This is a genomic window from Microbacterium sp. A93 (genome assembly GCF_051842835.1).
Genome location: NZ_JBPXMT010000001.1, coordinates 188957 through 212268, shown reverse-complemented (window position 1 = coordinate 212268; position 23312 = coordinate 188957). Strand labels below are relative to the sequence as shown.

Here is a 23312-nt window from a genome sequence, read left to right as displayed (position 1 = left end):
GAACAAGACGTTACTGCGCTGCGCGCTCCAGGACGAGCTCGCGCACGCGGGCGGCGTCGGCCTGACCCTTCATCGCCTTCATGACCGCGCCGATCACGGCGCCGGCGGCCTGGACCTTGCCGTCCTTGATCTTGGCGAGCACATCGGGCTGAGAAGCCAGGGCTTCGTCGATCGCGGCGATCAATGCCCCGTCATCCGAGACGACAGCGAGGCCACGAGCGTCGACGACCTGCTGCGGCGTGCCTTCGCCGGCGATGACGCCTTCGAGCACCTGGCGTGCCAGCTTGTCGGTGAGGGTCCCCTCATCGATGAGCTTCTGCAGGGCGGCGACGTTCTCCGGCGTGATGAGGCCGGCGGCATCCTTGTCCTGTGTGTTCGCGAGACGAGAGATTTCCCCCGTCCACCACTTGCGTGCGGCGGCGGGTGTCGCACCCGCGGCGATCGTTGCTTCGACCTCGTCGATCAGGGCGCCGTTGCGGACATCCTGGAACTCGAGATCGGTGAAGTTCCACTCCACCTTCAATCGGCGGCGACGCGCCACCGGCTGCTCGGGAAGCGCTGCACGCAGTTCCTCGATCAGCTCGACCGCGGGCTGCACTGGCAGCAGGTCAGGCTCTGGGAAGTACCGGTAGTCATCCGCGTCCGACTTCGGGCGACCGGGCGACGTGGTGCTGGTGTCTTCGTGCCAGTGGCGCGTCTCCTGGGTGATCGTACCGCCGTCGGCGAGAATCTGCGCCTGGCGCTGGATCTCGTGGCGAACAGCACGCTCCACCGATCGCATCGAGTTGACGTTCTTGGTCTCGGTGCGGGTGCCCAGCGGTGCGGGCTCCTCGCCCTCCGCTACGCGCGGGCGCAGCGAGACGTTCGCGTCACAGCGAAGGTTTCCCCGCTCCAGACGCGCCTCAGAGATGCCGAGGCTCCGCACGATGTCACGGATCGTGGAGACGTACGCCTTCGCGACCTCAGGAGCGCGGTGCTCCGTGCCATAAATGATGTTCGTGACGATCTCGACCAGCGGGACGCCGGCACGGTTGTAGTCGACGAGCGAGTATTCAGCGCCCTGGATGCGACCGGTCGCGCCCCCCATGTGGGTGAGCTTTCCGGCATCCTCCTCCATGTGCGCGCGCTCGATCGGAATCGTCACGAGCGTGCCGTCCTCGAGCTCGACCACGACGGATCCCTCATACGCGATCGGCTCGTCGTACTGCGAGATCTGGTAGTTCTTACCGAGGTCAGGGTAGAAGTAGTTCTTCCGCGCGAAACGGCTGGATGCTGCGATCGAGCAGCCGAGCGCCAGGCCCAGGCTGATCGATGAGCGGATCGCCGTCTCGTTCACGACCGGCAGCGAGCCGGGAAGACCGAGATCGACCGGGGCGATCAGCGTGTTCGGCTCTGCGGCGTGATACTTCTCGTTCGCCGGGTTCGGCGCATCCGAGAACATCTTCGTGTTTGTGTTGAGTTCGACGTGCACCTCGAAGCCGAGCACCGGCTCGAACAGTTCGAGGGCCTTGTCGTAGTCCATCAGCTTTGCCGCAGCCATCAGCGGTTCCCTCCTGCGAGCTGGGGAGCTCGGGTCAGCAACGGTGCGCCCCACGAATCTACGAGCGCGGTCTCCAGCGCGGCACCCACACGGTACAGACGAGCATCTTGGTGCGCGGGAGCGATGAACTGGATGCCGACGGGCAGGCCGTCGTCATCTGCAAGACCCGAAGGGATCGAAATCGCGGGAACACCGGCGAGGTTCGCCGGAATCGTGGTGACATCGTTCAGGTACATCTGCAGCGGATCGTCGATCTTCTCGCCGATCTTGAACGCTGTGGTCGGCGCGGAGGGTGTCGCGATGACATCGACCTGCGCGAAGGCATTGTCGAAGTCCTGCTGAATGAGCGTGCGAACCTTCTGCGCGCTGCCGTAGTAGGCGTCGTAGTACCCGGCTGAGAGTGCATACGTGCCGAGGATGATACGGCGCTTGACCTCATCGCCGAAGCCGGCTTCACGCGTCGCCGACATCACGTCTTCTACGGTGGCGGCACCGTCGGGTGTGACCCGCATGCCGAAGCGCACGGAGTCGAACTTCGCCAGGTTGCTGGATGCCTCGGCGGGCAGGATCAGGTAGTACGCCGCGACACCGTACTCGAAGTGCGGGGTGGAGATCTCGACGATCTCCGCACCGTTCGCCTCAAGGAGGTCGAGAGAGGCGCGGAAGGATGCCGCCACGCCGGATTGGAAACCCGAATCCGGCAGCTCCTTGATGACGCCGACCTTCAGTCCCTTGAGCACATCTCCGCGGGCGCCCTCACGCGCAGCATCCGCGAACGACGGCCAGGCGTCGGTCAGTGAGGTGGAGTCCTTGGGATCGTGACCGCCGATGATGTCGTGCAGGAGCCCCGAGTCGAGAACAGTTCGTGTGACGGGACCCACCTGGTCAAGGCTCGATGCCAGCGCAATCGCACCGTAGCGGCTGACGCCACCATAGGTCGGCTTCAGGCCGACCGTGCCGGTCACATGGGCGGGCTGGCGGATAGAGCCGCCCGTGTCTGAGCCGAGCGCGAGCGGCGCCTCGAATGCGGCGACGGCGGCAGCGGATCCACCGCCAGAGCCACCGGGAATCCGATCCAGATCCCATGGATTGCGGGTAGGACCATATGCGGAGTGCTCGGTGGAGGAGCCCATCGCGAACTCGTCCATGTTGGTCTTGCCCAGCGGCACGAGGCCGGCGGCACGCGAACGCGCGACGACGGTGGCGTCGTAGGGCGACATGTAGCCCTCGAGAATCTTCGAGCCGCTCGTCGTGGGCTGATCTGTGGTGACCAGGACGTCCTTGATGGCGAGCGGAACACCAGCGAGGGGGCCGAGCTTCTCGCCTGCGGCGCGTCGTGCATCAACGGCGTCGGCGGCAGCCAGCGCGCCCTCGTTCACGTGCAGGAAAGCATGGACATCGCCGTCAACGGCTGCGATGCGGTCCAGGTGCGCCTGGGTGGCTTCGCGGCTGGAGACCTCGCCTGCGGCGAGCTTGTCTCCGAGTTCGGCGGCCGTCCAACGGATGATGTCGCTCACTGCTCTTCTCCCAAGATCGCGCTCACGCGGAACCGGCCGTCCACGGCATCCGGCGCATTCTGCAGCACCTGTTCATGCGTGAGCGTCTCGCCGACCACGTCGGGACGGAAGACGTTCGCAAGCGGAATCGGGTGGCTCGTGGCCACCACATCGGAGGTCGCAACCTCCGACACCTTCGCGATGTTGTCGACGATGGCGTCGAGCTGGCCCGTGAGCCGCGTCACCTCGTCGTCTTTTAGCTGGATGCGCGCGAGCACGCCGAGATGGCGCACGAGCTCAGGGGTGATTTCAGACACCACCCCAGTCTAGTTCGCCGCGTCGGATCCCCCGCGCGCCCCGAGGCTCCCCATAGGCTGGTCGGCATGACGACGTTCGATCCCCCTCGCCCCTGGGTCGCCAGCTACGCCGATGGCGTTCCAGAAGACCTCGCCCCTGTCGATGGCTCACTCATCGATATCGTTGCGGCGTCAGCTCGCGACTATCCGGATGCTGTCGCCCTGCAGTTCTTTGGCCAGGAGACGACGTACGCCCAGATGCAGGATGCGATCGAGCGCGCGGCAGCGGGGCTGCGGGACCTCGGCATCCGAGCCGGAGATCCGGTCGCGATCGTGCTGCCGAACTGCCCGCAGCACATCATTGCCTTTTACGCGGTGCTGCGGTTGGGCGCTGTCGTCGTCGAGCACAACCCGCTCTACACGCCTCGCGAACTCCGCAAGCAGTTCGAAGACCACGGGGCAAAGCACGCGATCGTGTGGAACAAGGTCGTGGGAATGGTGCAGGAGTTCCCCGCCGACCTTACGATGAAGACCCTGATCGCCGTCGACATCACCAAGGCGATGCCGTTCTTCACGCAAATCGCACTGAAGCTGCCGATCGCGAAGGCCCGGGTGTCACGCGCCGCTCTCACCGAGAAGGTGCGCGGCGCGATCGACTGGGAGCAGGTCGTCCGCTCTGCTCCCCTGCCTTCCTCACATCCGAAGCCGGACACGGACGACCTCGCGATCATCCAGTACACCTCTGGCACGACGGGAAACCCCAAGGGCGCCTCCCTCAGCCACCGCAACCTGCTCTCGAATGCAGCACAGGCACAGGCCTGGGTCCCATCGATCCAGCGCGGACACGGTTGCGTCGTATACGCAGTGCTCCCCATGTTCCACGCCTACGGCCTCACCCTCTGCCTGACATTTGCGATGTCAATGGGTGCCCGCCTGGTGCTGTTCCCGAAATTCGACCCAGACATGGTGCTCGAGGTAGTCAAGAAGCATCCGGCGACCTTTCTTCCTCTCGTTCCCCCGATCGCGGAACGGTTGCTCGCGGCCGCCGAGGCGAAAGGCATCTCGCTACGGGGCATCGACGTGGCGATCTCCGGTGCGATGGCGCTCCCGCACGAACTCGTCGTTCCTTTCGAAGAAGCATCCGGAGGTTTCCTTGTCGAGGGTTATGGACTCAGCGAGTGCTCCCCCGTACTGATGGCAAACCCCGTGGCACAGAGCCGCGTGCCCGGAACGATTGGCCTGCCGTTGCCAGGCACCGAGTGCCGCGTTGTCGACCCAGACAACCCCACGCAGGATGTCGAGCCTGGAGCGCCTGGTGAGCTCGTCGTCCGCGGCCCGCAGGTGTTCTTGGGCTACTACGGCAAGCCGGAGGCCACCGAGGAGTCCTTCGTCGACGGCTGGTACCGCACCGGCGACATCGTCACGATCGATGAGGCCGGGTTTCTGCGGATTGTTGATCGCATCAAGGAACTCATCATCACCGGCGGCTTCAACGTCGCGCCCACTGAAGTCGAGAACGCTCTGCGCCAGCATCCGTCCGTGGCAGATGCCGCTGTGGTCGGATTGCACGATGATCACTCGGGCGAAGAGGTCGTCGCCGCGATCGTCCTCGACGCCGGCGCACAGCTGGATGAGGCGTCGATCAGGGAGTTTGCGCGCAGCATCCTGACTCCGTACAAGGTGCCACGTCGGATCTTCGTCGTCGACGAATTGCCCAAGTCGATCATCGGCAAGGTGCTGCGCCGACAGGTGAAGGAAAAGCTCATCGCGCTCACCACAAGTGCCTAAGAGTGCGTCTTCACAGACAAGCGTCATCTCGGGGCGCTACCCTTTGGAAGTGACCCCTGAAGATGCAGCGCTGAGCGAGCCCACCGACGAATCCCCAACGACCCCCGGATTCGAGGAACTAGGCATCACCGGCCCCGTCCTCGCGGCAATCCGCGGCCTCGGTTACGAGACCCCATCCCCCATCCAGGCAGCGACGATCCCGACTCTGCTCGGTGGACGCGACGTTGTCGGCATGGCGCAGACTGGAACGGGCAAGACTGCCGCTTTCGCGCTGCCGGTGCTGGAGCGTCTCGACATCTCACAGAAGATCCCCCAGGCCCTCGTTCTCGCTCCGACCCGTGAGCTCGCGCTGCAGGTGTGTGAGGCTTTCGAGTCGTACGCCTCGAAGATGAAGGGCGTGCACGTGCTGCCCGTCTACGGCGGACAGGGATACGGCGTCCAGCTGTCGGCGCTTCGCCGCGGCGTGCACGTCATCGTCGGTACTCCCGGCCGCATCATGGATCACCTCGCCAAGGGCACCCTTGACCTCTCTGAGCTGAAGTACCTCGTTCTCGACGAGGCCGACGAGATGCTGAAGATGGGCTTCGCCGAGGATGTCGAGCAGATCCTTGCTCAGACGCCGGCCGAGAAGCAGGTCGCACTGTTCTCCGCGACGATGCCGCCGCAGATCCGCCGCCTCGCTCAGAAGTATCTGCAGGATGCTGAAGAGATCACGATCAAGTCGAAGACCGCGTCGAGCACAAACATCACTCAGCGGTACCTCATCGTCTCGTACCAGCAGAAGGTCGATGCGCTCACGCGCATCCTCGAGGTCGAGAACTTCGATGGAATGATCGTCTTCGTCCGTACGAAGAACGAAACCGAGACTCTTGCCGAGAAGCTGCGTGCGCGCGGATACTCTGCCGCCGCCATCAACGGTGACGTCGCACAGGTGCAGCGTGAGCGCAGCATCAACCAGCTCAAGGAAGGCAAGCTCGACATCCTCGTCGCGACCGATGTCGCCGCGCGTGGTCTCGACGTTGAGCGCATCAGCCACGTCGTCAACTACGACATCCCCACCGACACTGAGTCGTACGTGCACCGCATCGGTCGCACCGGCCGCGCAGGTCGCACCGGCGACGCGATCAGCTTCATCACGCCGCGCGAGCGTTACCTGCTCAAGAGCATCGAGAAGGCCACCCGTCAGGCTCCGGCGCAGATGACGTTGCCGAGCACGGACGACGTCAACACCACTCGACTGGCGCGCTTCGACGATGGCATCACGGCAGCACTCGCGGAGACCGCCCGCATCGAGGCGTTCCGCGACATCGTCGCGCACTACGTACGCAACCACGATGTGCCTGAGGGAGATGTCGCCGCGGCTCTCGCGGTCGTCGCTCAGGGCAAGACCCCGCTGCTGCTGGATCCTGCGAACGACCCGCTGACCGCTGCCGTCGAGCGCGACAACCGCCCGCGTCGGGACTCGGGAGACCGTCCAGAGCGAGGAACAGGCCCACGCACAGAGCGCCGCAGTCGCGGTGACTACGCTGCTTACCGCATCGAGGTCGGGCGTCGTCACAAGGTGGAACCGCGTCAGATCGTCGGCGCGCTGGCGAACGAGGGCGGCCTGGGCCGCGACGATTTCGGCGCTATCGCCATCAAGCCTGACTTCACCATCGTCGAGCTGCCGTCAAACCTCGACCCGTCGGTTCTCACCAAGCTCAAGGACACCCGGATCTCGGGTCGCCTGATCGAGATCAAGGCGGACCGTGGGGTTCCCAGCCGTCGCGACACCGGTGGCAGCTACGAGCGTCGCGACCGTCCGTCGTATTCCGACCGCTCGGACCGCAAGCCGCGCCACAAGGACTGATCACACTGGGCCCGAGCACAGCTTCGGATGCCAGTCCCGAAACGCCGTGAGAACACCTCGTTCTCACGGCGTTTCGTGTTTCCGCTCCGAAGTTGTGCACGGGCCAATCCAGGGCGGACTAGTCCAGCGCGGCCGGGCCTTCGGTCACCAGGATGTGGAACTGGGCGGCGTCGAGGATGCGGAGACCGAGATCCTCAGCCTTCGCCAGCTTTGAACCGGCACCGGGGCCCGCAGCGACGAAGTCTGTCTTCTTTGAGACGCTGGATGCCGCCTTGCCACCGGCATTGATGATCGCTTCTTGCGCGCCATCGCGGGTGTAGCCATCGAGCGAACCGGTGGCGACGACGGTGAGCCCGTCGAGCACTCCCCCCTGCACGACCGCCGCTCCAGGGCCAGGGTGACCGGGCGTCGTCCACTGCACGCCGGCCGCCGACCATTGCTCGACGATCTCGACATGCCAGTCGATCTCGAACCAGTCCAGCAGCGAGTCAGCAATGATCCCGCCGACCCCTTCGACTGCGGCGAGTTCCTCGCGGGATGCCGCACGGATCGCGTCGAGCGATCCGAACCACTGCGCGAGCGCACGTGCGGCAACGGGCCCGACGTGACGGATGTTCAGCGAGACCAGCAGACGCCAGAGTTCCTTGGTCTTCGCCTTCTCCAACTCGGCGAGCAGAGTCACCGCCTGGGAGGAGGGCTGCATCGCGTTGATGCCGTTCTTCTTCTCGCTAGGCGTGGGGTTACGGCGGAACGGTGAGCGTGTCTTCACCACTCCGTCATCGTCTTCCTTAGGCAGCCCGGTCTCGGCATCCCTGACGAAGAGTTCGATCGGCACGATCTCGTCCAATGTCAGCGAGAACAGCCCCGCTTCGGTGACGAGCGGCGGGACAGCGGGGAACGTCGGCTGCGTCAAGGCCGCAGCCGTCACCTCGCCCAACGCCTCGATGTCGAGTGCACCGCGCGAGCCAATGTGTTCGACCCGCCCTCGCACCTGCGCCGGGCACGAGCGGGCATTCGGGCAACGGAGGTCGATGTCGCCCTCCTTCATCGCGCGCAACGGCGTGCCGCACTCGGGGCATCCGACCGGCATCACGAATTCGCGTTCGGTACCGTCGCGTTTGTCGACCACCGGGCCCAATACCTCGGGAATCACGTCTCCTGCCTTGCGCAGTACAACGGTGTCGCCGATGAGTACTCCCTTGGCCTTCACGACATCCTTGTTGTGCAGCGTCGCCTGCCGAACGACGGAGCCGGCGACATGCGCCGGTGCCATCACGGCGAATGGCGTCGCGCGACCGGTACGACCGACCGAGACGACGATGTCGAGGAGTTTGGTCTGCACCTCTTCCGGAGGGTACTTGTAGGCGATCGCCCAGCGCGGGGCGCGGCTCGTCATTCCCAGTTCATCATGCAGCGCCAGCTCGTCAACCTTGACGACGATGCCGTCGAGCTCGTGCTCGATGTCGTGCCGGTGCTCGCCGAAGTACTCGACGAACGCGGAGACCTCATCAATGCCTCGGCATACCTTCGAATGCGGGCTGGTGGGCAAGCCCCATGCTGCGAGCAGATCGTAGACCTCGCTCTGCGCCGCCACCGGCGGGTTCTGCCACGCACCGATACCGTGCACATACAGTGACAGCGAGTTCACCCGCAGAAGGCCCGCTTCGAGCTCCAGGCCGTCCTTCTTGTCAATCTGCTGGCGGAGTCCACCGCTGGCAGCATTGCGCGGGTTCGCGAACGAAGGGAAGCGCCGTGCAGCAGCCGTTCGCGCTTTCTCCTCTTCGAAGGGCTTCTTAGCGCCGCCGCGGGCTTCCCAGCGCGCCAAAGTGTCGGCATACGCACGCTCGCGGAACGATGCTTGAGCGGCGTTCAGCCGTTCAAAGGCCGCAACCGGGATGAATACCTCGCCACGCACTTCGACGATCGACGGATGCCCCTCGCCACTCAACCGTTCGGGGATGTCTGCCAGCCGCAGTGCGTTCTCCGTCACGATCTCACCGACGCGGCCATCACCACGCGTGGCCGCCGAAGTCAGCACACCGTTCTCGTAGCGCAAGTTGATCGCGAGGCCATCGATTTTCAGCTCGGTGAGCCAGGCAACTTCACGCCCCGAAGCCGCCGTCGTCTTCGCAGCCCATTCACGCAGTTCCTCGATGGAAAAGACGTTGTCGAGACTCAGCATCCGCTCGGCGTGCTCGATCGTCGCAAGACCCGTGGATTCGGCGGCCCCGACCATCTGCGTCGGCGAGTCCTGACCCTGCAGCTCGGGGTGCAGCCGCTCGAGCTCTTCGAGCCGGTGCATCCAGCCGTCGTAGGTCGCATCATCGACGACCGAGGTGTCGCGTCCGTAGTACGCGTCTTTCGCGCCCAGAATGCGCGTCGTCAGCTCTTCGGCTTCTACGCGGGCGTCTTCCAGCAGGTTGTTGTCCGGCACCCTCTCAGTCTACGAGCGAGTGCCGACATCCGACGAGCGGCTCACGCCCCGACGGGCACCGCCGACACGGTCCGATCGATCGTGAACTGGCCGAGCACGCGCGTGCCGAGATAGAGCACCGCGGTCTGCCCAGGGGCGACTCCATCGAGCGACACTTCGGGCACGACCGTCACTCCGGAATCCGAAACGGTGGCACGAGCAGGTACCGGCTCCGAATGCGCGCGAATCTGCACGTGGCACTCGAACTCAGCCGCCACCGGCGCAGCGCCCGCCCACGAATAGCGCTCCCCCGAGATCTCCGCGATCGCGAGCGCTTCCTTCGGCCCAACGACGACAGTGTTCGACACCGGTCGCACCTCAAGCACAAACCGAGGCTTGCCGTCATCCGCCGGGACGCCCAAGCGAAGGCCGCGACGTTGACCGACAGTGAACGCATGCGCGCCGTCGTGCGAACCGACAACGGAACCAGAGCGATCGAGAATTTCGCCCTGCTCGGCGCCGACCTTGTCTGCCAGCCAGCCACGGGTGTCGCCGTCAGGGATAAAGCAGATGTCGTGACTGTCCGGCTTCTGCGCGACGGTCAGCCCCCGCTCGGCTGCCTCCGCCCGCACAATCGCCTTCGACGGCGTCGTGCCCAGCGGGAAGTAGGTGTGCGCCAACTGCTCAGTGGTGAGCACGCCCAGCACATACGACTGGTCCTTGGCATTGTCCGAGGCGCGGTGCAGCTCCAGCCCGCCTTCGCCATCGATCAGCGTCGCGTAATGGCCGGTGCAGACCGCGTCAAAGCCGAGCTCGATCGCTCGTTCGAGGAGCGCTGCGAACTTGATCTTCTCGTTGCAGCGCATGCACGGATTCGGGGTGCGCCCCGCCTGATACTCGCTGATGAAGTCGTCAATGACCTCGTCACGGAAGCGCTCGGAGAAATCCCACACATAGAACGGGATGCCGAGCATATCGGACGCACGACGCGCATCCATGGCGTCTTCGATCGTGCAGCAGCCGCGGCTGCCGGTGCGCAGTGTTCCACCTGCCCGAGAAAGGGCCAGGTGCACGCCGGTGACGTCGTGCCCAGCATCGACAGCGCGCGCTGCCGCGACGGCAGAGTCCACTCCACCACTCATCGCCGCAAGAATTCGCATTGTTCCAGTTTACGAGCGTGTTCCTGTGCTGGCACCGGATGCCCGCAAAAAGGCATCGGCGATCGCTGCGAGTACCGCATCGACGTCGGCCTCGCTCGATGTACGTCCGAGCGTGAATCGCAGCACGCTGCGAGCGTCTTTCTCGCTGCGCCCCATCGCCATCACGACGTGCGAGGGCTCTGCGACGCCCGCCTGACACGCAGATCCCGTGGATGCCGCGACCCCCGCGACGTCCAGCAGAAAGAGCAGGCTCTCCCCCACCGCGCCGGGAAAAAGCACATGTGCGTTGTTCGGCAGTCGGCCGATCGGGTCGCCCAGCAGCTCGGCTGAGGGGACGGCCGAGCGGATGCCTTCGATCAGGCGGTCGCGCAACACGCGCAGCCGCATGCCCTCCGCTTCGCGTTCTGCCTCGCCGCTCTCCAGCGCGACGGCGAAAGCTACGGCCCCAGCGACATCCTGAGTACCGGCGCGCAGTCCACGCTGCTGTGCGCCTCCATGCAGAAGCGGTGCCATCCGAGCCGTGCGCGCCACGACCAGCGCACCGACTCCGACGGGGGCACCGACCTTGTGACCGGCGACACTCATCGCAACCAGGCCAGCACCCGCCGCGGCATCCGCACGCAGTTCGCGAAATGACAGCGGCAAATGACCGATCGCGGCCACAGCATCCAGATGCAGCGGCACATCCGCAGCGGCGGCTGCAGCCGCCAGCATCGCCGCGTCGTTCACCGTGCCGACTTCGTTGTTGGCGATGAGCGCAGTGGCCAGCGCCGCGCCGGGCAGCGCCGCGGCGAAGCCTGCCGGCTCGATACGTCCGACAGTCGAGATCGGCACCGCGCGCACCGTTGCGCCTTCACGCGCAAGCGCCGAGGCGGTGTCCATCGTCGCGTGATGCTCGCCGTCCGGAAGAACGATCGCGTCTGCACCCGCGCGACGAGATGCCCACATCCCACGCAGCGCGGTGTTGATCGACTCCGTCCCGCCCGAGGTCAGCACGACTTCGATCGGGTCACAGCCCAGCACTGCGGCGATCCGCTCACGTGATTCCTCGAGCAGTCGCCGCGCGTCTTGCCCTGCGCCGTGCGTCGACGAGGCGTTGCCGACGACATCAGTAGCCGCCAGCCACGCCTCACGTGCCTCGGGGCGAAGCGGCGTGGTGGCCGCATGATCGAGATAGAACCGCATCCCTTAACTCTCCCCCATTTTTCGCGGCTCGGTGCATGGAACTGAGTGCGACCTGACATGAGACTTCAATGCATCCCGCCTAATGTGTACTCATGCCCGCGTCCCGTCTGCCCGCCGTTCCCGGTGGCACCACCCTCGACCACCTCGGCGTGCGTCTGCACGACGGCACCGCGACCTTGCGGGTCTGGTCGCAGAACGCCTCGTCGATCGAGCTCGTCACCTTCGACGAGACCGACCTCGATTGGGTGACGGATCAGGTCGCGCTGGAGCGCCAACCAGGCGGTGTCTGGGAAGTGACGACGCAACTGCTGCAGCCCGGCACGCGATATGCAATCCGCGTCGGCGGCCCCCATGGCCCCGGCAACACCTTCAACCCCGAGACTCTTCTGCTCGACCCCTACGCGCGCGGTCTCGCGCAGGGCGATGGCTACGAAGAGTGGCGCTCCGTCGTCATCGTCGACGGCTTCGACTGGGGCGAGTCCAAGAAACCACAGGTTCCCCTCGATCAGACCGTGATCTACGAGGCTCATCTGAAGGGCATGACCAAGCGGCATCCGGATGTCCCGCCGGCCCTGCACGGCACCTACGCCGGTCTTGCCCACCCGGCGATGATCGAGTACTTCCAATCTCTCGGCGTCACGTCGATCGAACTGCTCCCCGTGCACGCTTTCGTGCCCGAGCCTCGTCTACTCGAGCGTGGACTCACCAACTACTGGGGATATAACACCCTCAACTTCTTCACTCCGCACGCCGCCTATGCCACCGACGAAGCCCGCAAGGAAGGTCCGGAGGCGATCCTCACCGAGTTCAAAGGCATGGTGCGGCTGCTGCATGAGGCCGGTCTCGAAGTCATCCTCGACGTCGTCTACAACCACACCTCCGAAGAGGGCATTGGCGGGCCGCGATCGAGCCTGCGCGGAATCGACAATGCCAGCTACTACCGGCAGCAGCCCGACGGCGTCTATATCGACACCACCGGGGTCGGAAATACGCTGAACACCGCAATGGATGCCGGCGCCAGGCTCGTCCTCGACTCCCTTCGTTATTGGGCCGACGAGATGCAGATCGACGGATTCCGGTTCGATCTGGCCGCAGCGCTCGGCCGCGACGCATCACACGAGTACACGCCGGAGCATCCGCTTCTCCTTGCGATCCGCGACGACCCGGCGTTGCAGGACGTCAAACTCATCGCTGAGCCATGGGATGTCGGTCTCGGCGGCTGGCAGACCGGCAACTTCACCGCCGGCTGGCACGAGTGGAACGACCGCTACCGCGACCGCGTGCGCAACTTCTGGTTGAGCGACATCGACTACGCACGCCGCGCCTCGGCCCCAGTCGGCATCGGCGGTTTTGCGACACGCCTCGCCGGATCCTCAAACACCTTCAGCGAAGATCGTGGCCCCCTCGCCAGTGTGAACTTCGTCACTGCACACGATGGATTCACGCTGCGTGACCTGGTCTCCTACGACGTCAAGCACAACGAAGCCAACGGCGAAGAGAACCGCGATGGTGCAGACATGAACCGTGCGTTCAACCACGGCATCGAGGGTCCGACGAACGATCCAGCGATCAAGGCCACCCGCCGTAAGGCGATGCGCAACCTGCTGGGTACTCTGCTGCTGTCCGCCGGCATCCCCATGCTCACAGCCGGTGATGAGACCGGCCGCACACAGCGCGGCAACAATAACGCTTACGCTCAGGATTCCGCTCTCACCTGGCTCAGCTGGGAGCACGAGGACTGGCAGGAGGATCTCCGTGCCCACGTCCAGACGCTGACCAGGCTGCGACGTGAGAACCCCGCGCTGCGGCCAAGTCGCTACGCGCGCGCCGGCGAGCACACTCCGAATGCCTCCGTCATGGACTGGTACAACCAGGACGGCGAGACGATGGAACAGTCCCATTGGACCGATCCGGGCAACCGCACGCTGCAGTATGTCGCAGCATCCACGCCGGTCGACGAGCAGTTCAACCGCATCCTGCTCATCGTCCACGGCATCGAAGCGCCCATCGATGTGACCCTGCCAGACAAGGTCGAAGGTGCCACGCGATTCGTGTCGCTGTGGTCGAGCGCGGACGAACGCCCCAGCGACAGGGCGGAGACGTTCGCGCCCGGGGATGTACTCCCGACCCCCGGCACATCCATGAGGTTGTTCCGCGTCGAGTGACGTTAAGCGGAATTGCTTTACCGGACGGGTGTCCAGGACATGCCAGGCGCGGTACATTCAGGGTGTGGCTGCACGTTCTGGCAATCGTCCCGCGGCGCTTAGAAGCCCCGCACAGATCCCGTTGCGGCCTTCTGCCGTCGAAGAGCGCGAAGGGACGGCAGTCCCCGAGCGCGAAGGCACGCTGACCGGGCGCATCCCGCTGGCCGATCCCCGCCCTAGTGCCCCAGGCGGGTTTGCGGCGAAGGCGTTCTCCGGGGAGGTCGTGCCGTTCTGCGTCGTCGCTTTCCGCGAGGGACATGATCTGATCGGCGTACACGTTCGACTCACTGCGCCCGACGGCGAGGAGAGCCTGCATCGCCTGAGCGCGTTGGAGGACGGCTCTGACCGCTGGCAGGCTGAGATCGCGCTGCAGGCACAGGGCGTCTGGCACTATCGCTTCGAAGCATTCGCCGATGACTACGCGACCTGGGCGCACGCTGCTGCGGTGAAGATCGCCGTGGATGTCGACGTCGAGGTGATGGCGGCCCTCGGTCAGGATCTGTTCACGCGCGCGGCGACCGACAAGACGCGCACCCCGGCAGAACGCAAGCGCCTCGCGTCGACCTCGTCTACGCTCAGCACAACGGATGCCGAAACCGCGCTGGCCGTGGCCACCGACCCCGACCTCGCTGGTCTCTTTGCCGCACGCCCGCTCTTCTCGATGTCCTCAGCAACTGCTGATCAGACCATCGTGGTCGAACGCACGCGCGCGGGCGTCGGCGGCTGGTACGAGTTCTTCCCCCGCTCCGAGGGCGCGAAGCGGCAGAAGGACGGCACGATCAAGAGCGGAACATTCCGCACCGCCGCGAAACGGCTTCCCGCCGTGGCCGACATGGGCTTTCAGGTGCTCTATCTGCCGCCGATCCACCCGATCGGACGAACGCACCGCAAGGGACCGAACAACACTCTGGATGCCGGACCCGCCGACCCCGGATCGCCCTGGGCGATCGGAGCGGCAGAGGGTGGTCATGACACCGTACATCCCGACCTCGGAACGCTTGCCGATTTCCGCTACTTCGTGCGCGAGGCGCGAAAGCTCGGTGTCGACGTGGCCCTTGATCTGGCCTTGCAGGCCTCCCCCGACCACCCGTGGGTGCGCTCGCACCCGGAGTGGTTCACCACCCTCCCCGACGGCACGATCGCCTATGCAGAGAACCCGCCGAAGAAGTACCAGGACATCTATCCGCTGAACTTCGACGGTGATCCAATGGGCTTGCGCGACGAAGTGCTGCGGATTGTGAAGCACTGGATCGCTCAGGGCGTGGAGATCTTCCGGGTCGACAATCCCCACACCAAACCGCTGTGGTTCTGGGAATGGCTGATCCTCCGGGTGACCACTGATCATCCGGATGTGGTCTTCCTCGCGGAGGCGTTCACGCGTCCGGCTCCCCTGCGCGGCCTCGCCGCTGTCGGGTTCCAGCAGAGCTATACCTACTTCACCTGGCGCAACACCAAGCGGGAGCTCGAGCAGTTCCTCACCGGACTCGCCGAGGAGACCGCCGACTATCTGCGTCCCAACCTGTTCGTGAACACGCCAGACATCCTCACCGAGTATCTGCAGTTCGGGGGCAGGGCCGCATACCGGATCCGCGCTGCCATCGCAGCGACAGCGGCGCCGACGTACGGCGTATATGCCGGGTACGAGCTATACGAGAACGTGGCGCGTCCTGGCTCCGAGGAGAACATCGACAACGAGAAGTACGAGTACAAGCTGCGTGACTTCGCCGCTGCCGAGGTCGCCGGCGATTCGCTTGCTCCGTACTTACGCCGCCTGAACGAGATCCGCCGTCAGCATCCGGCAGTTCTCCAACTGCGCAACCTTGCGGTGCATTGGAGCGACGACGACGGCATCCTCGTCTATTCGAAGCACCTCGACGGCGCGTTCACCGAAGACGGCAAGCCAGACACGATCATCGTCGTCGCCAACGTCGACCCGCACTCCGTGCGAGAGACCACGGTGCACCTCGACACCCGCATCTGGGGTATAGAACCCGGTGTGCAGTATGACGTCGAGGATCTCGTCACCGGTGCAGTGTGGACCTGGGCAGACCACAACTTCGTGCGTCTCGACTCTTTCGCCGAGCCGGTGCACATCCTCAGGGTGAAGGAGCGATCATGATCGACACCACCGGTATCGCCACCGCCGAATGGGCGGCGATCTCTACGGGTTCTCACCATGCCCCGCATGATGTGCTCGGCGCTCATCCAACGACAGACTCCGCGGGTCGAACCCGCACGACGATTCGAGTCCGACGGCCATTGGCGGACGAAGTGACTGCGGTATTCACGGATGGTGCTCGACTCATTCTGAAACATGTCGCTCACGGCATATGGGAGGGACAGCACGACGGCGCCCCACTCTCCTATCGCGTCGCAACGGTATACGACGGCAGGGAAGAGGTCGCAGGCGACCCCTACCGCCATCGCCCCACCACCGGTGAGCTCGACCTGCACCTGATCGCGGAGGGACGGCATGAGCGGCTCTGGGAGGTCCTCGGCGCGAACTCCCACCCGATCGACGGCGAGATCGGCGTCTCTTTCGCCGTCTGGGCACCGAATGCTCAGGCCGTGCGAGTGGTCGGTGAATTCAACGCCTGGAATGGCGAGGGTCACAGCATGCGTTCGATGGGTGGCAGTGGGATCTGGGAGTTGTTCATCCCCGACGTCACCCCCGGTGCGCAGTACAAGTATCAGATCCTCACGCCGGAGAGTCGCTGGATCCTCAAAGCAGATCCGATGGCTCGGCGCACGCAGATGCCTCCGGAGACAGCATCCATCGTGCCGTTCTCAGCATATTCGTGGCGGGACGGCGCGTGGATGACCAGGCGCGCGGCCACTCATGCCGTCGCCCAGCCAATGTCGATCTACGAGGTGCACCTCGGCTCCTGGCGCGAAGGGCTGGGGTACCGCGAGATCGCCGATCCCCTCATCGAGCACGTCATAGAAACCGGCTTCACTCACGTAGAGTTCATGCCGCTCCAGGAGCATCCATTCGGCGGGTCCTGGGGGTATCAGGTAAGCGGCTACTACGCGCCCACCGCGCGCTTCGGCGCCCCCGACGATCTGAGATATCTCATCGATCGGCTACATCAGGCTGGCATCGGCGTACTGCTGGACTGGGTACCAGGGCACTTCCCCAAGGACGAATTCGCGCTCGCCCGGTTCGACGGACGTCCGCTGTACGAGCATCCGGATCCCCGACGAGGCGAGCACCAGGACTGGGGCACGCTGATCTTCGATTACGGCCGTCCCGAGGTGCGAAACTTTCTCGTCGCGAATGCCCTCTACTGGCTGGATCAGTTCCACATCGACGGGCTGCGCGTGGACGCCGTGGCATCGATGCTGTACCTGGACTACTCCCGCAATGACGGCGAGTGGGAGCCCAACGTCCACGGCGGCCGGGAGAACCTCGAGGCGATCCGGTTCCTGCAGGAGGTCAACACCACCGCGTACCGCGCGCACCCCGGCATCGTCATGATCGCTGAGGAGTCCACCAGCTTCCCCGGTGTCACCGCCCGTACCGACAGCGCCGGTTTGGGCTTCGGGTTCAAGTGGAATATGGGCTGGATGAACGACTCGCTGCAGTACATCGCGCGCGATCCGATGTACCGCGCACATCACGAGGGCGAGATGACGTTCTCGTTCGTATACGCGTTCGGCGAGAACTACCTGCTACCGATCAGCCATGACGAGGTCGTGCACGGCAAGGGAAGCCTGCTGTCGAAGATGCCGGGCGACCACGCGCACAAACTGGCGAATGTCCGCGCATACCTGGCCTACATGTGGGGGCACCCCGGTAAAAAACTGCTCTTCATGGGGCAGGAGTTCGGTCAGCTGTCCGAGTGGTCAGAGGGCAGGGCTTTGGACTGGTGGCTCCTCGAACAGCCGGCGCACGCGCAGCTTCAACACTTCGTCGGCGCAATGAACACCGTGTACCGGAGCACTGCGCCGCTCTGGGAACGCGACAGCGACAGCACTCGTTTCCGCCGGTTGGGTGCCCCATCCTGGGACCCGAACGTGATCGCGTTCGAGCGACGGGACTCGCATGGCGGACGCGTGATCGTGATCAGCAATTTCGCCGGTGTGGAACGCACAGGTCTTGCACTTGATCTGCCAGTGGCAGGTCTCTGGGACGAGATCCTCAACACGGACGCCACCGAATACGGTGGACACGGCATCGGCAATTATGGGCGCGTGGCTGCCCACATCACCGGAGACCACGGCACACCGACGACGAAGATCACGCTGCCAGCGCTGTCGACGATCTGGCTGCGCCATCGCACCGAGCGGCTGAGCGTCTGAGGCGTCAGAACAAGAGCGATGACAGCCGGTTGCGCGCCGCGGCCACGCGGGGATCCGCGTCGCCGATGAGACCGAACAGTTCGACGAGGCGTTGCCGCACCGGGACCCGCTCGTCGGCGGGCAATTCTGCGAAGAGATCGAGCAGCCGACCGAAAGCATCGTCGACGTGCCCGCCGGAGATGTCGAGGTCGGCAACGGTGAATTGCGCCTCCAGGTCGTGCGGAGCGGCAGCGGCAGCGGCACGCGCTTGCTGCAGATCCACTCCCTGCACACGGTCGAGCAATCGAACCTGGCCGAGACCCGCTCGAGCATCCTCATCACGAGGGTTCTCTGCCAAAGCCTTCTCATAGGCTGTGATCGCCGTGGCGAAATCACCTGTTTCGATGGCGGCAAATGCTTCGGCATGCAACGGCGGTAACGGAGCCTCCTGGGGCTCCGCTTCTTCGTTCTGCTCGGTCGCTTCGCCGCTGACCGATCCGGTCACACCGTTCTGCGCAGCCATCTGCAGCAGCTGGTCGAAGACCTGACGGACCTGCTCCTCTGGCACCGCACCCGTGAACATGGGCACCGGTTGTCCCGCGATCAGCGCGACCACCATCGGGATCGACTGTGCCTTGAAGCTCTGTGCGAGCTGAGGGTTTGCGTCGACGTCGACCTTCGCGAGCACAACCCGGCCGCCGAGTTCGGTGACGACCTTCTCCAGCACAGGGCTGAGTTGCTTGCACGGACCGCACCACTCGGCCCACAGATCCACGACGATCGGTACCGTGCGCGAGAGTTCCAGGATCTGTCCGAACGTGGCGTCGGTGACGTCCACGATGAATCCGCCCGTGGCCACTGCTCCTGCCTCGGTAGACACCGTGGCAGGATTCTGAGGAGCCACTGGGCGATTGCGCAGGGTCGAGAGGTCTACGGCACCACGAAGGGCCGAAGCAGAGATATCGCTCACTTGATCACTTCCACATTGAGAATGTCTTGATGCACGGCAAGAAGGTGAACCTGCGCCGTCGAGCCCTGGCTGGGAACGGAGAAGAACAACTGCAGGCCGTAGGTGGTCACGACGCCCTTTGACGCTTCCTCGGCGCCGGTGAGGGTCTTGGCCTCTGGGTTATCGCCGAATCTGATCACCGCGTCGTCGGAGGTGGGCGAGATAGTTTCGCTGTCGACGAGAGATACCGCGACGATCGCTCCACTGTCGAGCGTGGCCAGTGCAACCGGCGATGCTGCGCTGGGGGCGATATCGAATGCAGTACTCGAAGTCTCGGCGGCACCATTGTCGACCAGCGACTGGACGACGGCATCGCGACTGGCCTTGATCGAGTCTGCGAGCGTGATCGCCACCGGGTCGAAGAGGGAGTAATACTCGCTTGCCTCGCCCTCATCGACCACGTCAGCGAATGCCGCGGAGAGCTCATCCGGAGATAGCGCGAGGAAGGCCGCTGCGCTTTCAGTAATGAGACTGGTTCCCAACCACGCCGGAGCCAGCTGCGGCACCTCGGCCGATGCCTGCATCTCAGCGATGTTGGTGACCTTGTAGTCCGACCAGGGGTCGCTCTGCGTCATCGTGAGGATGACGGGGGGCACGGTGTCGTCGCTCTTGCTCTTAGTCAGAGCGAGGACAGTTCGCGGCCAGTTGTCGGTCGCCTGCGGGAGCAGCACTTCGATCGCGTCGGTCGGGATGGCGGACGGCAGCACACGGTCGGTGAGGGCCGCGCGCAACGTGTAGTCCGTGCGTCGGGCGTCCAACGGAGCACCATCCAGGCGCGTGGCTGCAAGGTCGATATCGAGCGCGGCGTCCGCCTCGCTGAGCGTCGTCGCGATGTTCTGCAGAATGCGGGATGCCTGCGCTTCGGTGACCGCCGGCGGCTTCTGATTCTCCGGCGTGATCACAGTAGGAGACGGCGACGGCGACGGTGTCGCCCCACCGAACTGCGGCCATGAGTCGCTCGAGCAGCCGGCGAACAGCAGCGCTGCGACGCCGAGCGCAGGAAGCGCAAGCAATCTTCTGCGCATTGGGGAAGCCCGACGTTCGGTCGTGGACTCGTCCTTCTTCTGCGTCGGTTCTGCGTCGGCCACCGGTGCGTCATCCGCGGGGGCTTCGATCTGCGCACGGACGGGTGCGGGCTCCATCGCGAGATCAATCGGCTCCGTGGGCGGAAGCGGTCCAGGTCCCTTTCGGCGCGGACCGCGGCCCCGACGCTGATGACCGATCGCCAGAACATACATGACGAGGCCGAACAGCAGCACCGCAGCGCCTACGGCGATGAGCGGCCCCACCAATGGCGTAGAGGTGTCCAGCGGCCAGGAGACCACAATGTCCTCCGGAGCGTCTGCAGTGCCGTCTTTCGCGATCAGCACGCTCATGCCCTCGGGCAGCTGCATGTCGGTGATCAGCTGATCCGGTTCGCTGAATGAATCGAGCCAGAGGTCAGAGCCTGCCGGGTTTCGGCCGGTCTCCTCAGCCGGGACTTCCTCTGCAGGAACTTCCTCAGCCGGGACCTCTTCAGTGACGATCGGCTCGACCAGCGTGGTCACTGTCGTCCCGTCATCGCCAGGTGTGACCGAGTTGTATGTGGCATCCGACAGCCAGGCTTCAAGATCGGCCGTGCGTCCGTAGGCGGCAAAGATGTCGCCTTCTCCGCGAATGAGCAGCGTCTGCTGACCGGCGTGCTCGCGAAGCACTGCACCGTCAACAAGCAGATATGGAGCCGATTCCTCGACGCTGATCTCTACTTGCTGCGCCGAGGGTCCCATGAAAATGGTTCGCTGAGCGATGCCTGCTCCGATGAGAAGCGTGGCCAGGACGAAGGCCACGACGGCCCAAACAAAACGCACGAAAAGTCTCCTTACGTGACCCGGACGCCTCGTCCGTGTCTCCGCTCGACATTTCAGACTATCGAAACTGGCTGAGTGTTGACTACCAGGAGTTCCGGACGTATCTGATCGGCACGTCGCAGAAGCTGACCGCCCGATGGCTACTACCCTGAGATCAGTTGTTGTCGAGGAGAAGCATGAAGGTTCATAACCCGTTCCGCACCGCGCTGGTGGCAACGCTTGGCGTGGGGCTCGGCATACTGCTCATCGGCAGTGTCGAGTCGTTGTCGACAGTGCTGCTCTACGTCGGCACCGCCCTGTTCATCAGCCTGGGCCTTGATCCCGTCATTTCGTTCCTCGAACGCCGAAAGCTCCCCCGTTGGCTGGCCGTGCTGATCACGATCGTCGGAGTCCTGGGAATCTTCGCAGGGATCGTTCTGATCGTGTTGCCCATCATCATCGACCAGGTGTCACAGCTGGTCCGGCAAATCACACGGCTGGTGCAGAGCAGCAATAACATCTGGGAAGATCTTCGCGAATGGCTGGAGGGTGTCTTTCCCGCACTTGATGTCGATCGAGTGCTGGACGAGTCGCAGAGCTGGTTACTCGAGAACATGGGTGACATCACCGGTAGCTTGATCGCCGCGAGCGTGAACATCGTCACCGGATTGTTCGGGGCCTTCATCGTGCTGATCCTGACCATCTATCTGACGGCCTCGACTCCCTCACTCAAACGATCCGTGTACCAGCTGATACCGGCATCCAAGCGTCCTCGTTTCATCGATCTCGCGGAACAGATCACAGACTCGGTCGGCTACTACGTGATGGGCCAGGTGACGCTCGGCGTCATCAACGGGATGCTGAGCGCGATCTATCTGAACATCATCGGTGCGCCGTTCGCTGCGGTGCTGGCCGTCATCGCGTTCTTCTTCTCGCTCATCCCCCTGGTCGGCACGCTCACCGGCTCGACGATCATCGTGCTGGCCTGCCTGATCCCCGGACTCGGCTCGCCTGCCACCGCTCTGGCGGCCGCGATCTACTACCTCATCTACATGCAGATCGAGGCGTACCTGATCTCGCCGCGCATCATGAGCCGCGCGGTCTCGGTACCGGGTGCCGTCGTCGTCGTCGCGGCCCTCGCCGGCGGTTCACTGCTCGGGTTGCTCGGCGCCCTCATCGCGATTCCGGTGGCGGCGAGCATCCTGATCATCTACCGTCAGGTACTCATTCCACGGATGAACGAGCGCTGAGGCTCGGTCGACGTCAAATCGGCCATTCATTCGACAGCGGAAGTGCCTCTGGGCGCACCGCAGCGACGATTTCGGTGAGCACTCGGCGAGTCTGACTCTCACCCACCCACAGATGCTTGCCGCCTTCGACATCGATCAAGGTGATGTCGGGGATTGACGCGAAGCGTTCGCGAGCTTCAGCGGGGCGCAGGTAGTCATCGAACTCCGGAATGAGCGCGATCAGACGGCGCTCATTCCCCGCCCACGCAGCCACATCCTCGGCGGTCGCACGGTGCAGTGGCGGCGAAAGCAGGATCACGCCCTCGACCTCGTGGTGACGTCCGTACTTCAGCGCCAACTCGGTACCGAATGACCAGCCCACAAGCCACGGCCGCGGCAGCGACCGCTCGCGCACGAACTCCATTGCGGCAGCGACATCGAACTGCTCCGATGCGCCGCCGTCGAAATGTCCCTCACTCGTGCCGCGCGCCGATGTTGTGCCCCGCGTGTTGAAACGAAGCACGGCGAGATCCGCCAGTGCAGGCAGGCGTCCGGCCGCCTTGCGAATAATGTGCGAATCCATGAATCCGCCGGCTGTGGGCAGCGGATGCAGGGTGACCAGCGTCGCAACGGGCGCGGCGCTTTCTGGCGTGGCCAACTCCCCCACAAGTGTGAGACCGTCCGCGGTGGACAGTTCGATGTCCTCGCGCGTCGCAGGCAACTCCAGTGGTCCGCGGATTTCCATGCTCATGCCATTCTCCAGCAGTGCGTGTGCCAATGCCGGCGCGCCGCGAGATCGGCAGCGTCACCGAGCACGCCGTCTGCGCGCCAGACCACCAGGTGTGCGGTACCGGGCGTGATCGCACGGCCGCATCCAGGACAGGTGTATTCCTTCTGCGCCTGCTGCGCCGAGATCGGCTGCACCGTCCAGTCGCGGCCTTGGCGAATCTCACTCCGCTTCCAACCAGCAAGCAGACGCTCAAAAGAGTCGTCAGTGCTGGGGCGCTCCTGGCGCCGTCGGTGAGGACGTGGCATG

At 64.5% G+C, this 23312-nt stretch carries 16 protein-coding genes; 6 read left to right on the top strand and 10 right to left on the bottom strand.

What is annotated here, in order from left to right; translation table 11 throughout:
• Positions 1-10: 10 nt before the first annotated feature.
• Genes gatB through gatC form a run of 3 tightly spaced genes read right to left on the bottom strand, consistent with a single transcriptional unit; the run spans position 11 to position 3353 of the window.
• Positions 11-1540, bottom strand: coding sequence for an Asp-tRNA(Asn)/Glu-tRNA(Gln) amidotransferase subunit GatB (gene gatB / locus ACSU1G_RS01035; protein WP_439278048.1), 1530 nt, complete (start codon positions 1538-1540; stop codon positions 11-13).
• Complete coding sequence (gene gatA, locus ACSU1G_RS01030; RefSeq protein ID WP_439278047.1) at positions 1540-3057, bottom strand: Asp-tRNA(Asn)/Glu-tRNA(Gln) amidotransferase subunit GatA; 1518 nt, start codon at positions 3055-3057, stop codon at positions 1540-1542. Before gatA ends, gatB begins: the two co-directional genes overlap by 1 nt.
• Entirely contained in the window at positions 3054-3353 is a 300-nt protein-coding gene (gene gatC / locus ACSU1G_RS01025; RefSeq protein ID WP_439278046.1) for an Asp-tRNA(Asn)/Glu-tRNA(Gln) amidotransferase subunit GatC, read from the bottom strand. The genes gatA and gatC overlap by 4 nt, the downstream gene beginning before the upstream one ends.
• A 66-nt stretch (positions 3354-3419) precedes the next feature.
• On the opposite strand from gatC, the gene ACSU1G_RS01020 reads away from it, so the two are divergent.
• On the top strand, positions 3420-5120 hold the full coding sequence (locus ACSU1G_RS01020; protein ID WP_439278045.1) for a long-chain-fatty-acid--CoA ligase: 1701 nt from the start codon (positions 3420-3422) through the stop codon (positions 5118-5120).
• 49 nt (positions 5121-5169) lie between these two features.
• The gene (locus ACSU1G_RS01015) at positions 5170-6969 is read left to right on the top strand and encodes a DEAD/DEAH box helicase (RefSeq protein WP_439278044.1); all 1800 of its coding nucleotides are present in this window, start codon (positions 5170-5172) and stop codon (positions 6967-6969) included.
• A gap of 118 nt (positions 6970-7087) precedes the next feature.
• Here the strand turns inward: ACSU1G_RS01015 and ligA are convergent, their stop codons facing one another.
• Genes ligA through ACSU1G_RS01000 form a run of 3 tightly spaced genes read right to left on the bottom strand, consistent with a single transcriptional unit; the run spans position 7088 to position 11727 of the window.
• Positions 7088-9403, bottom strand: coding sequence for an NAD-dependent DNA ligase LigA (gene ligA, locus ACSU1G_RS01010; RefSeq protein WP_439278043.1), 2316 nt, complete (start codon positions 9401-9403; stop codon positions 7088-7090).
• A 41-nt stretch (positions 9404-9444) separates the two neighbouring features.
• Positions 9445-10542, bottom strand: coding sequence for a tRNA 2-thiouridine(34) synthase MnmA (gene mnmA, locus ACSU1G_RS01005; protein ID WP_439278042.1), 1098 nt, complete (start codon positions 10540-10542; stop codon positions 9445-9447).
• A 9-nt stretch (positions 10543-10551) separates the two neighbouring features.
• On the bottom strand, positions 10552-11727 hold the full coding sequence (locus ACSU1G_RS01000; protein ID WP_439278041.1) for a cysteine desulfurase family protein: 1176 nt from the start codon (positions 11725-11727) through the stop codon (positions 10552-10554).
• Positions 11728-11819: 92 nt separating this feature from the next.
• On the opposite strand from ACSU1G_RS01000, the gene glgX reads away from it, so the two are divergent.
• The 3 genes from glgX (at position 11820) to glgB (ending at position 18233) form a co-directional block, all read left to right on the top strand.
• A complete protein-coding gene (gene glgX, locus ACSU1G_RS00995; protein WP_439278040.1) occupies positions 11820-13892 on the top strand; it encodes a glycogen debranching protein GlgX in 2073 nt (690 codons plus the stop codon).
• Positions 13893-13956: 64 nt separating this feature from the next.
• Positions 13957-16050, top strand: a complete 2094-nt coding sequence (locus tag ACSU1G_RS00990) for a maltotransferase domain-containing protein (RefSeq protein ID WP_439278039.1) — start codon at positions 13957-13959, stop codon at positions 16048-16050.
• A complete protein-coding gene (gene glgB, locus ACSU1G_RS00985) occupies positions 16047-18233 on the top strand; it encodes a 1,4-alpha-glucan branching protein GlgB (protein ID WP_439278038.1) in 2187 nt (728 codons plus the stop codon). Before ACSU1G_RS00990 ends, glgB begins: the two co-directional genes overlap by 4 nt.
• 4 nt (positions 18234-18237) lie before the next feature.
• Here the strand turns inward: glgB and ACSU1G_RS00980 are convergent, their stop codons facing one another.
• Both ACSU1G_RS00980 and ACSU1G_RS00975 read right to left on the bottom strand, forming a co-directional pair.
• The gene (locus ACSU1G_RS00980; RefSeq protein WP_439278037.1) at positions 18238-19182 is read right to left on the bottom strand and encodes a tetratricopeptide repeat protein; all 945 of its coding nucleotides are present in this window, start codon (positions 19180-19182) and stop codon (positions 18238-18240) included.
• The gene (locus ACSU1G_RS00975) at positions 19179-21068 is read right to left on the bottom strand and encodes a glycosyl transferase (RefSeq protein ID WP_439278036.1); all 1890 of its coding nucleotides are present in this window, start codon (positions 21066-21068) and stop codon (positions 19179-19181) included. The genes ACSU1G_RS00980 and ACSU1G_RS00975 overlap by 4 nt, the downstream gene beginning before the upstream one ends.
• A 176-nt stretch (positions 21069-21244) precedes the next feature.
• Here ACSU1G_RS00975 and ACSU1G_RS00970 point away from each other — a divergent pair, with 176 nt between their 5' ends.
• Positions 21245-22297 (top strand): AI-2E family transporter, encoded by a 1053-nt coding sequence (locus tag ACSU1G_RS00970; RefSeq protein ID WP_439278035.1) that lies wholly within the window; start codon positions 21245-21247, stop codon positions 22295-22297.
• Between the two features lie 13 nt (positions 22298-22310).
• Here the strand turns inward: ACSU1G_RS00970 and ACSU1G_RS00965 are convergent, their stop codons facing one another.
• Together ACSU1G_RS00965 and ACSU1G_RS00960 are read right to left on the bottom strand one after the other, a co-directional pair.
• Complete coding sequence (locus ACSU1G_RS00965) at positions 22311-23021, bottom strand: alpha/beta hydrolase (RefSeq protein ID WP_439278662.1); 711 nt, start codon at positions 23019-23021, stop codon at positions 22311-22313.
• A 2-nt stretch (positions 23022-23023) separates the two neighbouring features.
• Complete coding sequence (locus ACSU1G_RS00960) at positions 23024-23311, bottom strand: hypothetical protein (protein WP_439278034.1); 288 nt, start codon at positions 23309-23311, stop codon at positions 23024-23026.
• Position 23312 lies beyond the last annotated feature (1 nt).

Coding starts and splice junctions, on each gene's coding strand:
- gatB (WP_439278048.1), bottom strand. CDS start 1,540: ATGGCTGCGGCAAAGCTGATGGACTACGACAAGGCCCTCGAACTGTTC.
- ACSU1G_RS01020 (WP_439278045.1), top strand. CDS start 3,420: ATGACGACGTTCGATCCCCCTCGCCCCTGGGTCGCCAGCTACGCCGAT.
- mnmA (WP_439278042.1), bottom strand. CDS start 10,542: ATGCGAATTCTTGCGGCGATGAGTGGTGGAGTGGACTCTGCCGTCGCG.
- ACSU1G_RS01000 (WP_439278041.1), bottom strand. CDS start 11,727: ATGCGGTTCTATCTCGATCATGCGGCCACCACGCCGCTTCGCCCCGAG.
- glgX (WP_439278040.1), top strand. CDS start 11,820: ATGCCCGCGTCCCGTCTGCCCGCCGTTCCCGGTGGCACCACCCTCGAC.
- glgB (WP_439278038.1), top strand. CDS start 16,047: ATGATCGACACCACCGGTATCGCCACCGCCGAATGGGCGGCGATCTCT.
- ACSU1G_RS00970 (WP_439278035.1), top strand. CDS start 21,245: ATGAAGGTTCATAACCCGTTCCGCACCGCGCTGGTGGCAACGCTTGGC.
- ACSU1G_RS00965 (WP_439278662.1), bottom strand. CDS start 23,021: ATGGAAATCCGCGGACCACTGGAGTTGCCTGCGACGCGCGAGGACATC.
- ACSU1G_RS00960 (WP_439278034.1), bottom strand. CDS start 23,311: ATGCCACGTCCTCACCGACGGCGCCAGGAGCGCCCCAGCACTGACGAC.